Raw genomic sequence first — 15,519 nt, 5'->3', positions numbered from 1 at the left:
AAATTACTTTAAATTTACCTTGACCAAAATCTCATCTTCTGTAAAGGTTGGAATATAGTTTCCTTTTTGAATTGTAAAGTCTTTGGATAAATCATAATCACTATCAAATCCAAAATTTTCAAAATCACCCGATTGATAGCCATCTAATTTAGTAATTTCAATTGGGAAATGCAATGTAACATAATTACCATCGTTACTCACTTCACCAATAACTATGGCGGAATTTTTTACTGAATTAAAACTGGATAGTTTTCGTTTAGAATCAGCAACACAATAAATTGTCCAGGTTCCATCTGAACAAATCGAAAATTTTTTTTCACAGCCGGTTGATGCCCTGTGAAACCGCAACGCGTTAAACTCGAACGAAAGGACCGCATGCTGACCTGGATCGCATGCAACCATAGATAAACTTGGTCTTTGTGCATTTACATTTAATACTATCATTACCAAGGCTATTAAACTAAATACTTTTTTTTTCATAATTTTGTATATAATTTTTTAATTATAACAGTCCTAGCTTTTGTCGTCGAAAACATAATTAAGGTAGGGCTGTTTTTCTTTTGGTTTGTTTTGCCATAATGCTATTTAAATAACAAACCTTATAAAAGTAAATAGCGATGTCACGCTGTGGAGGTAAGCCACTTGATTACCAGTCAATTATTTAGATTAATTTATTTGATAAATGTAGAAATCACACAAAACATTTCCATATACAAAAAGTGTATATTTTATAACGATTTCTATATAAAAATCAAGCCTGTTCGAATGTGAATATTTAGCTAATTATTAAGTAAAAATCCCGATTGTTTTTCCTTAAATTTGCTTACTTTGGTTTTTACTTAAAAACCACAAACGATAAACCACAAACAGTATAAATGTCGAGCATAATTCAATTACTTCCAGACCATGTTGCTAACCAGATTGCTGCCGGAGAAGTGGTGCAAAGACCCGCTTCTGTAGTCAAGGAGTTGATGGAAAATGCGGTTGATGCCAAAGCTACCGACATCAAACTGATTATTAAGGATGCCGGGAAATCGTTAATCCAGGTCATAGACAATGGCATCGGAATGAACATTACCGATTCGCGTTTGTGTTTTGAACGCCATGCGACCTCCAAAATACGCCATGCCGAAGATTTGTTTTCACTGCATACCAAAGGGTTTCGAGGTGAAGCATTGGCTTCGATTGCGGCAATTGCCCATGTGGAGATGAAAACCAAACAGGAGCAGGACGAATTGGGCACGCATCTTATCATTGAAGGAAGTAAATTTGTTTCTCAGGAACCAGCAGTATTGCCCAAAGGAACTTCATTTGCGGTTAAAAACCTGTTTTTCAACATACCGGCACGACGTAATTTCCTCAAATCAGATACGGTGGAACAGCGCTATATCGTGGATGAATTCCAGCGTGTGGCGATGGCGCATCCCAACATTCATTTTACGATGTACCACAATGGAAGCGAAATGTTCAACCTGCCAATTTCAAATTTCAGGCAAAGGATTGTTAACATCTTTTCAGGTAAAACCAATGAAAAACTGGTTCCGGTAAAGGAAGAAACCGAAATTGTAAACCTGCACGGATTTATTGGCAAACCCGAATTCTCTAAGAAGAATAGAGGAGAGCAGTTCTTTTTCGTCAACAACCGATTCATCAAAAGTGGTTACCTGCACCATGCGGTGATGGCTGCTTATGAAGGTTTGCTGAAAGACGGCTGCCAGCCAAGTTATTTCCTGTACCTGGATGTTCCGCCTCATACCATTGATATCAATATCCATCCTACAAAAACTGAAATCAAATTTGATGATGAGCACGCGTTGTATGCAATATTGCGCTCTTCCATCAAGCATAGTTTAGGACAATTCAACGTGGCTCCGGTTTTGGATTTTGATAGGGATCCTAATTTGGACACGCCTTATCAATATCAGAATAAGGAAGCCGAATATCCAACGATACAGGTTGACAGAAGCTTCAATCCATTTTCGGAAGACACTCGAAGCATAGCTGATAAACCTGCTAAATCGTTTTCATCATCGTATCAAAAAACCGAAGCCCAGCCCAGTTGGGAAAGTTTGTATGTGGGTTTAAAACAGGCTACTCATGACATTGCCGAAATGGCTTTTGAGAATGAAGCCGTGACTTCTTCCTTATTCGAGGAAAATGAAATTGAGCAGGAAGCGAAACGCACCTATCAAATCCATAAAAAATACATTGTCAGCCCCATAAAATCGGGAATGGTCATCATCAACCAGAAGCGTGCGCACGAACGTGTGCTGTATGAGGAATTTTTGACGAGCATGACCGTTCATCAGGCTTCGAGCCAGCAAATGCTGTTTCCGCTGCAGTTGTATTATTCGACTTCTGAAATTGAACTGTTGGCCGAATTAAAATCGTCGCTGGAAAACACCGGTTTCGTATTTGAATCCATCAACGAAGACCATGTGATGATTTCAGGTTTGCCTGTCAATGTGTCTGAAAGCGAGATTTCAATTGTTTTGGAAGAGTTATTGAGTGACCTGCAGGACGGAATTCCGGATAATAGTTTTAGCCAAAATGACACGATAGCCAAATCGATGGCAAAAAGCCTTGCCGTAAAAACCGGAACTTATTTAAACGAAAAAGAACAGGAAAACCTGGTGCACAATCTTTTTGCCTGCAGAGAGCCCAATGTGTCGCCTTTCCAAAAGCCAACTTTCATCACGATGAGTGTGGAAGATTTAGATAAAAAATTCAGCGTATGATGAATATCACACCAGTTGTAAAACAACTTTTAATTATCAATATTATCTTTTTTATTGGGACGCAGTTTGTTCCAATTGCCGAAACGTATTTCGCATTGTATTATGTCGAAAACCCGGCATTCAAAGCCTGGCAGCCATTTACGCACATGTTCATGCACGGAAACCTGATGCATATCGCCTTTAACATGTTTGCCTTATATTCCTTCGGAAGCAACCTGGAGTATATTTGGGGTTCCAAAAAATTCCTCTTTTTCTATCTTTCCTGTGGATTGGGTGCGGCTTTAATCCATACAGCAGCCAATTATTATCAGTTCCATCAAGGTTTGAATGTGCTGATTGACAATGGATACAATAAAACAGAGATCCTAAAAATTTTGGCAGAAGGAAAATACGACCAGCAATGGATGCAGGTTTTAGGACAATCAGATTTCTCGCATTTCATTCAAAGCTATATGGTTACGGCTGTAGGAGCTTCCGGTGCTATTTACGGACTTTTGGCGGCTTTTGCCTTTATGTTTCCTAATGCTGAATTGCTGTTGTTCTTTATTCCTGTTCCCGTTAAGGCAAAGTATTTTGTGCCAATTTTAGTGCTGCTTGATTTATTTTCAGGAATCACCGGAAGCTCAGTAATGGGTGGCGGAATTGCGCATTTTGCACACGTTGGCGGAGCATTGTTCGGAATACTGATGGTTTGGTATTGGAAACGGAATCAGTTTAATAAAAACCGTTGGAATTAAACCGTGAATAATATTTTTGATGACATAAAACTGCAATACAGAATGGGTGGCATTGCCAATAAAATGATTTATTGGAATGTTGGTCTCTTTCTTTTGTCGGTAATTTTTTTTTACCAGTTTAAGTTTGGCGTTTTTACTTTCCCAAATTGGCTTGCTGTTTCCTCTGAACCATCGATTGTCTTAACAAGGCCTTGGACTTTATTAACCTATGCTTTTTTCCATTACGGATTTATGCATTTGTTTTTTAACATGATGGTGTTGAGTTTTGCGAGCCGATTATTCCTGACTTTCTTTACCCAAAAGCAATATCTCGGATTATATCTTTTGAGTGCCATATTTGCCGGATTGTGTTTTGTCCTCAGTTTCTATCTGCTGCATCAAAGTTCAACTATGGTTGGTGCTTCGGCAGCAATTATGGCTTTGTTGGTAGCTACTACAGCGTATCAGCCGTTAATGGAAATCCGATTGTTATTGATTGGAAATGTAAAGCTATGGCATATTACTGCGGTAGTGTTGTTGCTGGATTTACTGCAGATTCAGATGAGTAATACCGGTGGTCATATTGCACATTTGAGCGGAGCTTTTTTTGGCTATATTTACATCAAACTGCTGCAAAACGGAACTGATTTGAGTAAAATAACAGACTCAATACTGAATGTATTCAGCAACAAACAATCGACTCCTTTCAAAAAGGTGCACATAAACCCGAGGAAACCTGCAGTGAAAAGAGAGAGCAAAATTGTAGTTAAGGATAAAACACAGCAACAGTTGGACGAGATTTTGGATAAAATCAGTAAATCGGGTTATGACAGCCTGACCAGTGAAGAAAAAGAGTTTCTTTTTAAAGCGGGAAAATAGCAACAAAATTAGATGAAGAAACTTTCGTGGTTTAATAAAGTGGTATTTGGATTCAATATAGTAATTACTGTATTGACTTTTATTGCTTATGTTTTACCATTCCTGGCGCCCAAAATGTTTCCGCTGCTTTCGGTGCTGACCTTGATTTTGCCTTTATTCCTGATTTTGAATGCCTTGTTTTTTATTTACTGGATGCTTCAGTTGAAACGGCAGATTTTCCTTTCGGGTTTGGTATTATTGCTTGGGATAACCTTCATCAATAAATTCTACAAATTCTCATCGCATGATTTGGAGAAAGAGGAAAAAGACTTTACAGTGATGAGCTATAATGTGCGTTTGTTCAATCTTTTTGACTGGATCAACGACGATAGCGTGGGCAATACGATTTTGCATTTTATCAATGATGAGAATCCTGATATTTTGTGCATTCAGGAATATTCGGAAAATGCCAAAGTAGATTTGAGGATTTACAAGTATAAAGCCATCTTTATGGAGGGCGAGCAAATCAAGACAGGTCAGGCGATTTTCTCAAAATATCCAATTTTCAACCAAGGCGATTTTAAGATTCCGACTGCCGGAAATAATGTAATTTATGCCGACATCAAAAAAGGGAAGGACACCATCCGCGTGTATAACATTCATTTGCAGTCCATCAAGATTTCTCCCGATGTCAATGAGATTTCAGAACATGTTGATGCCATTAATCAAAGCAAATCCCAACAGTTATTCAGCCGAATCCGCGACGCCTTTAAGAAACAGGAACAGCAGGCCGAGATTTTGGTAAAGCATAAAAATGAATGCCCGTATCCTGTGATTATTTGTGGAGATATGAATAACAGTCCGTTTTCTTACGTATACCGAAGCATTAAATCCGATCTGAATGATTGTTTTGTGGAATCAGGAAATGGCTTTGGGCAAACGTATAAATTCAAATATTATCCGGCACGTATTGACTATATTTTTGCGAGTAAAAAGATGAAAGTCAAAAGCTTCAATACCTTTACGAAGTTTGAAAACTCAGACCATTTCCCGATCATGACGCGATTGAGTTTTGTGGAATAATTAAAGTTCCTGCTTCTTCAAATATTCCAAAGCATAGCGTCCTTCGTTGAACAGCAAATCCAAAACAGAAAGATTGTTCAGGTAACCGTGTTTGTCACCAAAAACCTGAGTGTAGGATTCAAATTCGGAAGTGTCCTTTTTGCCATTAATCAGATTACGGAAATCTGTTTTGTGATTTACTTCGTGAAAATACTCAGCAGTTTCATCGTAATCAAATTCAAGTTTCAGGCATTTAGAAACAACAGCCATTGTTTCGAGGTTCAAATCCATTAGGAAAGTATGCTTCTTTTGGAAAATCGGAGTAATTTCATCTTCAAAATATTCAAAGAAAGGAGAGGTTCTGTACGCAGCTTCCAATGATTTGAAATGCTGTTTCTGCCAGTCAAAATCATTCTCAATCCTAACTTCCTTAATGCGTTGATGACGCTCTTTGTTGTGTTTTACCGGAACATTCAACAGCTGGACTCCATTCGGGCTGTAAATGTACATCCGGTTACGGTTGGTTTGTTTCTGGAAATTATCCTCCATCTCAAAAGTCACCATATCGGCCTTCGCAATCGCTACAAAATGACTGATTGAAGGAAAATAACTCGGATGGATGATAATGTTTTTCATTTGGTTATTTGTGGATTTGGTTATTTGGTTTCGTTGGATATGTCAATTTGATAATTTCTCAGGGAGTTTAGCTTATTAGTTATGCTTTCTAATATCTCCCTAAGTTTTAAGTAATCAACTTCTGAAATAAAATGTAACTCAAATGAAATTATTAATTGATTAAGCACTTCTACAGCAGAACTAAACGCTAATGAAGTGAAATGGGCTTTATCCTTATAGCTTTTCCTAGCAGAACCTTCTGCAATATTAGAAGCAATGGATATTGAAGCTCGTCTTAATTGCGATGACAAACTAAATTTTTCTGTATCTGGAAAATGTGAAGTTATTTCATAAATAGCTTTCGAAAACTCTTTGGTTTCCATCCATACGTCTAATTTTTCAAATGAAAAAGTATACATTGCATTTTACAAATAACCAAATTAACAAATGACCAAATTAACTATTTTTCACTTTTTTCTTTTTCCAGAAATAATCACCCACAAAATACAAGGCTAACAAAATTAGGAAATATTTGAAATACGACTGTGGCTGTCCTTCTCCGTTAACGGTTGTAAATAAACGTTCCCAACGGATTTTGCCAAATCCTTTTCCGTTTCCGTCCCAACTCATCCAGATAAAAACCGGTTTACCTACGATGTGGTCTTCCGGAACATAACCCCAATAACGGCTGTCCTCAGAATTATGGCGATTGTCTCCCATCATCCAGTAGTAGTTTTGTTTGAACTGGTAGGATGTAACTTTTTGGTCGTTTACATAAATATCGTTACCAACAACCTTTAGCGTATTGTGCTCGTAAACCTCGATGATCCTTTTGTAATAAGGAAGTGACTGCAGGTTCAATGCAACGGTTTTTCCGGCTTCAGGAATATAGATTGGGCCAAAGTTGTCCGCATTCCAGTTTGGATTTTTGGTAAAGATATTGCCTTCTCCATGTTTGTTCACAATCTGGGTAACGGTTTTGATTCCCGGAATGCTCCTTAATGTAGCAGCTCCCTGCTTGGTTAAGGCTCTTAGGAATAAGGTGTCTCGGGTCTCATTTTTAAAACCGGCGCCGTCTGTAGAACCAACCTGATTTAATAAGTATTCAAAATCAAGGTCAGGATTCGACATGTCATAAGTCACTGCATACGAATATTGCGGTTTTGCTCTTTCCGGTAGTATCAATTCCTTTCCGTTGATGTAAACCGTTCCGTTTTTTATCTGTAATGAATCGCCCGGAGTTCCCTGGCAGCGTTTTACATAGTTTGATTTTTTGTCGACAGGCTTAATGATGCTTCTTCCCGAAGTATCAAAGAATTTGTAAACGGTATCGGCAGGCCAGTTGAAAACGACAATGTCATTTTTTTCTATTTTTTCAAAGCCGGGAAATCGGAAGTAAGGCAATTGTGGCCAGCTTAAATACGATTTTGTTTTAATGATTGGCAAGGTGTCGTGAACCATTGGTGCCGCAACGGTTGTCATTGGAGTTCGTGCTCCGTAATGGAATTTGCTCACAAAAAGGAAATCACCAATCAATAATGATTTTTCCAAAGAGGAAGTCGGAATGGTGTAAGGCTGCATCACATAAGTGTGGACCAAAGTTGCCACAACCACTGCAAATAAAAGCGAACTTACTGTGTCACCTGTTTTGGTTTGCGCTACCAAACTCCTGTCCTTGATGTGTTTTACATCCTGCGTATAATTAATGTAATAAATGTATAATCCAAAAGTGAAGATTCCAAGCCAGGTATCGGCTGTAGAATTTTTGCCAAAGCTTCTCAGCGTTTCAACCCAAATTACAGGGAACATGATTAGGTTGATAATCGGAATGAACAACAGTATCGTCCACCAGGTTGGCCTGTTGATGATTTTCATCAATACGATGGAATTATAAACAGGAACAAAGGCTTCCCAAGGTTTTCTACCGGCTTTTTGATAGAGTTTCCAGGTTCCTAAGCCATGAATTACTTGAACGATTAGGAAAAATATAAACCATTGAGATAATGACATGATATTGATTTTAAAAGTTGGGTATAAGTTTTAAGTCTATCTTATTTGTTACAATTTTAAGATTTATTTATGTAAATCCAATACATCTTTCATTGAGAATACACCTTTTTTGCCAATAATCCATTCGGCTGCAATCACAGCGCCAAGCGCAAAGCCTTCACGGTTGTGGGCTACGTGTTTGATTTCGATAAAATCGACATCTGAATTATAGAAAACACTATGTGTTCCGGGAACTTCGTCTATTCGTTTTACATCAATGAATACATCATCCGCCTTTGGGTTTTCGATTGCCCAATTGTTTTTATCGGTACGATTGATAATGGCATTTGCCAGTGAAATAGCGGTTCCGCTTGGTTTGTCCAGTTTGTGGGTATGATGGATTTCTTCCATCGAAACCTTGTATTCCTTGAACTTCGACATCATCTTCGCCAGGTAATCATTGAGTTCAAAGAATAGATTTACGCCAAGGCTAAAATTGGAGCCATACAAAAAAGCGGCATTTTTTTCGTTGCAGAGTTTTACCATTTCGTGGTAATTCCCGAGCCATCCTGTGGTTCCTGAAACAACAGGAATCCCTTTATTGATGCAGGTTGAAATGTTTTCTGTTGCAACATCGGGAACACTGAAATCTATGGCAACATCAGCTTGTTCCAGACCTTCAAAAGTAACAGCACTGGTTTTTTTAAGGACAATTTCGTGTCCTCGTTCCAAAGCAATCCTTTCGATGATCTGCCCCATTTTGCCATATCCTAATAGTGCTATCTTCATTTAGAACTTGTAATTTAAACTTAGGCCCAAGTTGGGTTTGTAGTTGAGTTCGTTGGTATAAACATCAGGTTGAAAGGAGAGTTTATCATTTACGTTGAACTGAATCAAATGCGCATCAACATTGGCATCGACGATGTTAAGTATGTAAAACCCAACGGAAACCAACAGCGATAAATCCCTGTTTCGCTGGTAAAAACGCTGAGCCGCAATCAATCTCGAATCATCGAGGTAATCATATTGATCACCTGTTTGCCCAAGAAGCCTTTGTTTGTAGGCATCGCGATAGCTGTGGTATTTCTTATTGTTATCGATGTAAAAGTAAAGGCTGGTTCCGATGGCACCATAAACAATTGGGATTTTCCAATATTTCTTGTTGTATGCCTGGCCTAAACCCGGAAGGATTGCCGAATAAAAAGCCGCTTTCGAAGGACGAAGCGGATCAATCTCTTTGGATTTAACCGTATCTTTTGCAACTATGGCATTGCCAATCTGCTGGGAGAAAATCGACTGACTTCCAAATAGAAATAGGAGTAGAACTATGTAATAAGCCTTATTCACTAACCTTTTATTAATTTGATAATGCGGTTAAAGTCTTCTTCGGAATGGAATGGGATAGTGATTTTCCCTTTTCCGTTGCCGCCAATCTTTACATCTATTTTGGAGCCAAAGAAATTGGTAAAGGCTTTTTTATGTTCGTCCTCAATTGTGAATTTTGAAGCTTTTTTAGCAGCTTTTGCCGGAGCAGGTTTGATGCTGTCCTGGTAGTTTTTTACCAAAGCTTCTGTTTCGCGAACCGAAAGATTATCGCTTACAATCTTTTGATAAATATCGGTCTGAACGTCCTGATCTTCAATATTGATGATGGCACGACCGTGGCCCATACTGATAAATCCATCTCTAATTCCGGTTTGGATAATCGGGTCTAACTTTAACAGACGCAAATAGTTAGCAATGGTAGAACGTTTTTTTCCAACACGCTCACTCATTTGTTCCTGGGTCAATTGGATTTCGTCAATCAACCTTTGGTAAGAAAGCGCAATCTCGATTGGATCCAAATCGTGGCGCTGGATATTTTCAACCAAAGCCATGATTAATGACTCATTGTCATTGGCAATCCGGATGTAAGCCGGAACGGTATTTAAGCCAACCAATTTGGAAGCACGCAAACGGCGTTCTCCCGAAATCAATTGGTATTTGTTGAAATCTAATTTACGGACAGTAATGGGTTGGATTAAGCCCAATTCCTTGATGGAAGAAGCCAGTTCCTGTAACGAATCTTCATTGAAATTGGTTCTGGGCTGAAACGGATTGATTTCGATGGCATCAATATCCAGTTCAATGATATTGCCCACAACCTTGTCGGCATTTTTATCATTTACCGATTTAATATCATTTTCAGGATCTTTCAACAAGGCAGATAATCCTCTTCCTAATGCTTGTTTTTTTATAGCTTTTGCCATAGCTTAATTACTGTTTTTTTTGATAATTTCCTGTGCCAGGCTTAGATAGTTGCTGGCTCCTTTACTCGTTGCATCAAAGTTGATGATGCTTTCCCCAAAACTTGGTGCTTCGCTTAGTTTGACATTTCGCTGGATAATCGTTTTGAAAACCATATCGTTGAAATGTTTCTGGACTTCTTCAACCACTTGGTTTGACAAACGCAAACGCGAATCAAACATGGTCAATAAAAGTCCTTCAATATCTAAATTTGCATTGTGGATTTTCTGAACGCTTTTAATCGTATTCAATAGTTTTCCTAAACCTTCAAGGGCAAAATATTCACACTGAATCGGAATCACGACACTGTCAGCTGCTGTTAACGCGTTAAGCGTAAGCAAACCTAATGATGGCGCACAGTCAATCAGGATATAATCGTAATCATCCTTTACGCTTTCCAATGCTTCCTTCAGCATGTATTCGCGGTTTTCCTTGTCAACCAGTTCAATTTCAATGGCAACCAAATCAATATGCGCAGGAATGACTGAAACATTCGGAGCACTACATTGCACTATGGCTTCTTTCGGAGTATTGCTGTGTTCCAGGATCTGATAGGTACCAATAGCAACATCTTCCACATCAATGCCTAAACCTGAACTGGCGTTGGCCTGCGGATCTGCATCTATCAGTAACACTTTTTTTTCTAAAACTCCCAGTGATGCTGCAAGGTTTACAGAAGTTGTTGTTTTTCCAACACCACCTTTTTGATTGGCAATAGCAATGATTTTACCCATTTATTTTTTAAAAATTTAGAGCCGTAAAAATACAATTAATTATGGCTTTGACAACGGAATTTTGTTAACATTCTTGTAAAGTTTTTTAGAAGCTATTTCCCGCTGTCCACTATATCTTTTGCCCCGCCAAGCAAGGCAAAAGGATGCCGTTCCCATCGGGGCTAAAACTGAGTCAGTTAATGGAAAATTTGTTTTTGAAAAGATTACTTGCTTCCCTTATTCTTAATCATCATCTCAAGCATGTCCCACATTTCCTGTGGAATTTTTTCAAGGATATTGAATTGTCCTGCGCCCTGAAGCCATTCGCCACCGTCAATCGTTACGACTTCACCATTGATGTACGCCGAAAAGTCAGAAACCAGGTAAGCGGCAAGGTTTGCCAGTTCCTGATGGTCGCCAACACGTTTCAAAGGCACTTTCTTCGCCATATCAAATTTTTCCGCTAAATCACCAGGCAATAATCTGTCCCAGGCACCTTTGGTAGGAAATGGCCCCGGAGCAATGGCGTTCATCCGGATTCCGTATTTTGCCCATTCTACGGCCAAACTCCTGGTCATGGCCAAAACTCCGGCTTTAGCTGTCGCGCTTGGCACTACATAGCCCGAGCCTGTCCAGGCATAAGTGGTTACAATGTTCAGGACATTGCAGTTGGTCTGCTTGGTTTCAATCCAGTGTTTCCCAAAAGCCAGCGTACAGTTTTTAGAGCCTTTTAAAACGATGTCAATAATCGTATCAAAGGCATTGGCAGAAAGCCTTTCAGTAGGAGAGATGAAGTTTCCGGCTGCATTGTTGAGCAATACATCCACTTTGCCAAAAGTTTCCAATGTAAGCGCCAACATGGCTTCAACCTGGTCGTAATGACGGACGTCACATTGAATCGGAAGGCATGTTCCGCCAGTTTCCTTTTCGAGTTCGGAGGCTGTGGTTTTTAGTTTTTCCAAATCGCGGGAAGTGATTGCGACTTTGGCTCCCAATTCCAGGAAATATTTGGTCATGGCTTTGCCCAATCCGCTTCCGCCACCAGTTACAACAATTACTTTATCGGCTAAGGCATTATCGCGGAGCATTTTTGCTGAGAAATTCATAAGGTTTATTTTTCAGTAAATATAGAAAGTTTTATTTTCTTTTGGCTTGACCCAAAAGAAACAAAAAGTCAAGGCTCTGAATTTTCGGCGGTCAAATAATTCTTGAATCCTAAATTAAAAGAACTCGCTGCGCTCAAACAGCTTTTAATTTTAACGGATTCTTCGAATATTTGACACTCGCCTGCAAATTCTAATGCCAAAAACCTCTCTTTTAAAAGATAGCTCTTAGATGGTAATCCTTTTCGGAAGAATAGTCTGAGCAAAGCTTCGAGATTCAGGAGCGAAGCGACGCGAAGTTTGCCAGACGGTTTTGAACTTGTTCAAAAATTCCTCGAAAAGGGGTCTTTTCTTTTGGTTCGTTTTCTTTGGACAAGCAAAGAAAATGAACATGAAAAAAGATGCCGGATTGTAGCTTGACTTACAACCCGGCAGAGATAGTTAACCTAAATTTTAACCAACCTAAATCATTTTTTGATAAACTTTTTGGTACTGTTTCGTGTTCCGTCCTGAATGTTTAGGAAGTAAATACCTGAATTAAGATCACTCAAGTCCATTGCATACTCATAAGTTGAGTCTTGGGTTACGGCAAATTGTTTTACAACACGGCCTTCAGTATTGATGATTTTATAGCTTACTGAATCAGAAAAGCCATTCGGAACTACATTGATGGTGTTATCAACAAGCGTTGGATAAACTTTGGCTCCCTGCTCCGGGTTTTCAGAAGTGATGAGGCTGCTGAAATTCACAATCACATTATCAATCAGCAAACGCGTACCAAATGTTGGTTCCGAACCTTCTTTAGCCATATTGAAGGAAATGTACATAAAAGCCGGAGTTCCTGCATGGGTAACAGCGATTGGGCTGTATACATATTCATAAATGTTATGCGTTCCGCTGATATCAAGTGAAGTTTTGCCAATTTCATTTCCATCAGCATCAACAACTTCAAGCGTGGCCTGGGCAATGTCATTTCCTACCGGTAAAAATTTATAATCAAATCCCAACATAATAACACTGGTTCCAGGATTTACAGGTACTCCGGGATTCCAACCTGGGCTATCCTGTTCAGGGTCAGCAAAAATAGAAGCCATTCCAGGAATGACTGTATTTTGGGTCACATTGAATGCATTGGATATTTCCATAGCATAATCGCCGCTTTCAGATTCAAATGATGCATATACCATAGAAGGGACGCACCAAGTGAATTGTATTTGATCACCAAGGGGATTTCCAAATTCGTCAAAGCCAAATTGCTGAAGGAATGTCATTCCCCAGTTGCTTGGTAAAAAGTTGGGTTTAACATTTTCAAAGTTGCCGTTGACAACTTGTGCCTGTGCATAAAATGAGGCAAACAGCAATGCAATACTTAGGATAAAATAGTTCTTTTTCATGATAATAGTTTTTTGGTTATTAGATGAAATTCTTTTTCATAGCAATTTCAAAACAAATGTATTTCTTATTTCCAATGCAGGCTAAAATTGTAGGTTGACAATAGGTTGACAATGTCGAAATTGTTTGAAAATCAAATATTTGTGTTATTTCAGTATTAATTTTTGATGCATTGATTGAGTGCCTTTGTTGAGTTCGATAATGTAAACTCCTTTACTCAAACCGCTCAAATCGAAAGTCGAAAGTTCAGATGTGATGATGCCTGATACCAAAAGTTTCCCTGAGATGTCGTAAACTTTCATCGCACATTCTGCAAACTCTTTAGTTTCTATAGTAACCAAACCACTTGATGGATTTGGATAGATCCTAAAACCTTTTTGGTCAAAATCGGCATTTGCAAGCAAACAATTATCAATGGGGTTATCATACTTGGCTATAAACACACCGGCAATATTTGGATTCGCCACATTGGATGTCAAAACGGACGAACCCGCCGAAGGATCAAAATCGAGTTGCTGCCTGAAAGTACCTGTAAAAATCAAATCGTTATTGTTATCCAAAGCAATTGGGAGATACCCATTGAATTCTACAAAAGTGACATTACCCAAACCAGCAACAGGGAAGGACCATAGATAATTTCCGTCTGAGGAATACGCTGCTGCAAATCCACTAACCAGATTGGTAAGCGAACTTTCAACATTTTCAGCCGTTGGAGAAGGATTGAAATCACAATTTCCCTGGAATTCTCCCGAAACATAGATGTTGTTACAGCTGTCCGTCAATACATTGGCGCAGAATGATGAGGGAAAAAAAGTGGTTTGGGTTGCTGTTGGTGCTCCAAACAACTTTGCCCAAAGCAAGGTTCCGTCATTAGTATATTTTGCTAAAAATGAAGTATAGAAATCTCCTGTGTTTAAAGAAGTTGCACTGCCCAAAAAAGTGGTATTGCCTTTGAAAGTACCCGAAACAATGATGTTATTGGCATTATCTTTTTTGATAAATGTCATAAAAAAATCGGTAGTGCTATTGCCCTGGAAATGGCGGTTCCATAAGAGCTGCCCATTGCTGTCGTATTTTGCCAAAAAAGCGGAACTTATGGCTGAGCCTGAAACTGATTGTGATGTGATAATTGCACTTGCAATATCACTTGGATCTAAATCGACAGAACCTAAAAAGATACCGCTCAGGAAAATATTGTTGTCAGCATCCACTTCAAGCCCCGTAATGATTACGCCACCGTTGGTCCTGATTTTTTTTACCCATTCAAAATCACCTGCCTCTGAAAGCGATAGCAAAAAGCCATCATTGGCTGAAGCAACAAGCGTAGCAGCTCCCGAAGATGACGGATCAAAATCCATAATGTCGGCAAACACTCCCGAAATTAAAATGGAGTTCCCTTTTTTCCGAACCTGAAAAGAGGTTAGCGCATTGTCTTCGGTGTCATCAAAGTATTTTGTCCAGATTTCATCACCATCGCTGCTCCATTTGGAAACAAAAAAACCACGCGTATTGGTAAACCCGGTTAGGAAAAGATTGTTGTTGGAGTCCAGGATCATTGACGAACCACGTTCTTCATTCATGCCGCCGAAGGTTGGTTCCAATAGTTTTTGAGCCCAGATAAGCTCTCCATTTGGACTGTATTTGGCGATGTAAACATCCGATTCACCATCGCCATCATTTGGAGTTCCACCTTGATAAGTGAGCAAAAAATTGGCTGTTGAACTGGTGTCAAAATCCACGGTTCCGTGAAATAAACCGGTCATGTAAAAATTCCCATTGGCATCTGTTACAGTTGACCTTGACCAAACGCCCTGGTCGTGTTCTGATTGGAGTACTTTTGCAAATTCCAGTGTGGGTGCCTGCGAATAATCCTTTTGGTAAAAAAGTGAAAGTGCCAGCAGTAATAATGCACTAACTCTGGTTGGTAAAAATTGTTTCATAGCATATTTTTTTAGTTGTTACCAAAATTATAATGCTTCGAAGGTTTTACTAAATTTTTCGGGTTTACAAAAGGTGTACAAAAGCAATAAATGCTTCGTTTTCAGTT

The 15,519-nt window shown here is 39.0% G+C and carries 15 protein-coding genes; 4 read left to right on the top strand and 11 right to left on the bottom strand.

Annotated elements, in window-relative coordinates; translation table 11 throughout:
• Positions 1–3: 3 nt before the first annotated feature.
• Positions 4–480 (bottom strand): hypothetical protein, encoded by a 477-nt coding sequence (locus tag L1S31_RS08605; RefSeq protein WP_236464321.1) that lies wholly within the window; start codon positions 478–480, stop codon positions 4–6.
• A 395-nt stretch (positions 481–875) separates the two neighbouring features.
• On the opposite strand from L1S31_RS08605, the gene mutL reads away from it, so the two are divergent.
• From mutL to L1S31_RS08585, 4 genes are read left to right on the top strand one after another with little or no spacing between them, the layout of a single operon-like run.
• Positions 876–2,738, top strand: a complete 1,863-nt coding sequence (gene mutL / locus L1S31_RS08600) for a DNA mismatch repair endonuclease MutL (RefSeq protein ID WP_236464320.1) — start codon at positions 876–878, stop codon at positions 2,736–2,738.
• Positions 2,735–3,475, top strand: a complete 741-nt coding sequence (locus tag L1S31_RS08595) for a rhomboid family intramembrane serine protease (RefSeq protein ID WP_236464319.1) — start codon at positions 2,735–2,737, stop codon at positions 3,473–3,475. The genes mutL and L1S31_RS08595 overlap by 4 nt, the downstream gene beginning before the upstream one ends.
• A 42-nt stretch (positions 3,476–3,517) precedes the next feature.
• Positions 3,518–4,333 carry a rhomboid family intramembrane serine protease gene (locus L1S31_RS08590; protein WP_236464440.1) on the top strand — a complete coding sequence of 272 codons (816 nt, stop codon included), beginning with the start codon at positions 3,518–3,520 and terminating at the stop codon, positions 4,331–4,333.
• A gap of 12 nt (positions 4,334–4,345) precedes the next feature.
• The gene (locus L1S31_RS08585) at positions 4,346–5,395 is read left to right on the top strand and encodes an endonuclease/exonuclease/phosphatase family protein (RefSeq protein WP_236464318.1); all 1,050 of its coding nucleotides are present in this window, start codon (positions 4,346–4,348) and stop codon (positions 5,393–5,395) included.
• On the opposite strand, the gene L1S31_RS08580 is transcribed toward L1S31_RS08585, so the two are convergent.
• The 10 genes from L1S31_RS08580 to L1S31_RS08535 form a co-directional block, all read right to left on the bottom strand.
• Positions 5,396–6,010 (bottom strand): WbqC family protein, encoded by a 615-nt coding sequence (locus L1S31_RS08580; RefSeq protein ID WP_236464317.1) that lies wholly within the window; start codon positions 6,008–6,010, stop codon positions 5,396–5,398.
• Positions 6,011–6,030: 20 nt separating this feature from the next.
• Positions 6,031–6,408, bottom strand: a complete 378-nt coding sequence (locus tag L1S31_RS08575; RefSeq protein WP_236464316.1) for a four helix bundle protein — start codon at positions 6,406–6,408, stop codon at positions 6,031–6,033.
• Positions 6,409–6,445: 37 nt separating this feature from the next.
• Positions 6,446–7,999, bottom strand: coding sequence for a signal peptidase I (gene lepB, locus L1S31_RS08570; RefSeq protein ID WP_236464315.1), 1,554 nt, complete (start codon positions 7,997–7,999; stop codon positions 6,446–6,448).
• 63 nt (positions 8,000–8,062) lie between these two features.
• Positions 8,063–8,767, bottom strand: coding sequence for a 4-hydroxy-tetrahydrodipicolinate reductase (gene dapB, locus L1S31_RS08565; RefSeq protein WP_236464314.1), 705 nt, complete (start codon positions 8,765–8,767; stop codon positions 8,063–8,065).
• Positions 8,768–9,325: a DUF5683 domain-containing protein gene (locus L1S31_RS08560; protein ID WP_236464313.1), complete on the bottom strand. Its 558-nt coding sequence runs from the start codon at positions 9,323–9,325 to the stop codon at positions 8,768–8,770.
• Positions 9,325–10,227, bottom strand: coding sequence for a ParB/RepB/Spo0J family partition protein (locus L1S31_RS08555; RefSeq protein ID WP_236464312.1), 903 nt, complete (start codon positions 10,225–10,227; stop codon positions 9,325–9,327). The genes L1S31_RS08560 and L1S31_RS08555 overlap by 1 nt, the downstream gene beginning before the upstream one ends.
• A 3-nt stretch (positions 10,228–10,230) precedes the next feature.
• Positions 10,231–10,998, bottom strand: coding sequence for a ParA family protein (locus tag L1S31_RS08550; RefSeq protein ID WP_236464311.1), 768 nt, complete (start codon positions 10,996–10,998; stop codon positions 10,231–10,233).
• A gap of 203 nt (positions 10,999–11,201) precedes the next feature.
• Complete coding sequence (locus tag L1S31_RS08545) at positions 11,202–12,083, bottom strand: SDR family oxidoreductase (RefSeq protein WP_236464310.1); 882 nt, start codon at positions 12,081–12,083, stop codon at positions 11,202–11,204.
• Between the two features lie 464 nt (positions 12,084–12,547).
• Positions 12,548–13,474, bottom strand: coding sequence for a T9SS type A sorting domain-containing protein (locus L1S31_RS08540; RefSeq protein WP_236464309.1), 927 nt, complete (start codon positions 13,472–13,474; stop codon positions 12,548–12,550).
• A gap of 144 nt (positions 13,475–13,618) precedes the next feature.
• Positions 13,619–15,412, bottom strand: coding sequence for a T9SS type A sorting domain-containing protein (locus tag L1S31_RS08535; protein WP_236464308.1), 1,794 nt, complete (start codon positions 15,410–15,412; stop codon positions 13,619–13,621).
• Between the last annotated feature and the right edge of the window lie 107 nt (positions 15,413–15,519).

It is taken from the genome of Flavobacterium wongokense (assembly GCF_021608265.1).
Classification (GTDB): Bacteria; Bacteroidota; Bacteroidia; order Flavobacteriales; family Flavobacteriaceae; genus Flavobacterium; species Flavobacterium wongokense.
The sequence above is the reverse complement of the archived record's forward strand: the minus strand, read 5'-3'. Positions and strand labels throughout refer to the sequence as shown.